The following is a 256-nucleotide window of genomic DNA, read 5'->3' on the forward strand; positions in this document are numbered from 1 at the left end:
GGCGCTGTTGCACAAATCCTGAACAGGGCGAGGCCCCCCCTTTCCCCAAATGGATTTAGACCACCGCCACCGTGCACGGACGGCCCAGCATGCTGAAGCGGTTCAAGATGGCAGCACGTACCTGCAGCTCTGCCACTTGACCATCAAAGCACCGAGCCATCACCCTTTCACCCAACCGTTTGAAGCAATACATCTTGGTTTCCACCAAGCTGCGGCGATGGTAGCCGCTCCAACGCTTCCAGATCGCCCGGCCTAG

Annotated in this window: 1 pseudogene; it reads right to left on the reverse strand. The window is 59.0% G+C overall.

The annotated features are described in order from the left end of the window. Positions 1 to 55: 55 nt before the first annotated feature. A pseudogene (locus tag C2I19_RS19835) lies at positions 56 to 256 on the reverse strand (IS5/IS1182 family transposase); the annotation flags it as partial.

Origin of the sequence: Chromobacterium alticapitis (genome assembly GCF_002924365.1) — a bacterium.
GTDB classification, from domain to species: Bacteria; Pseudomonadota; Gammaproteobacteria; order Burkholderiales; family Chromobacteriaceae; genus Chromobacterium; species Chromobacterium alticapitis.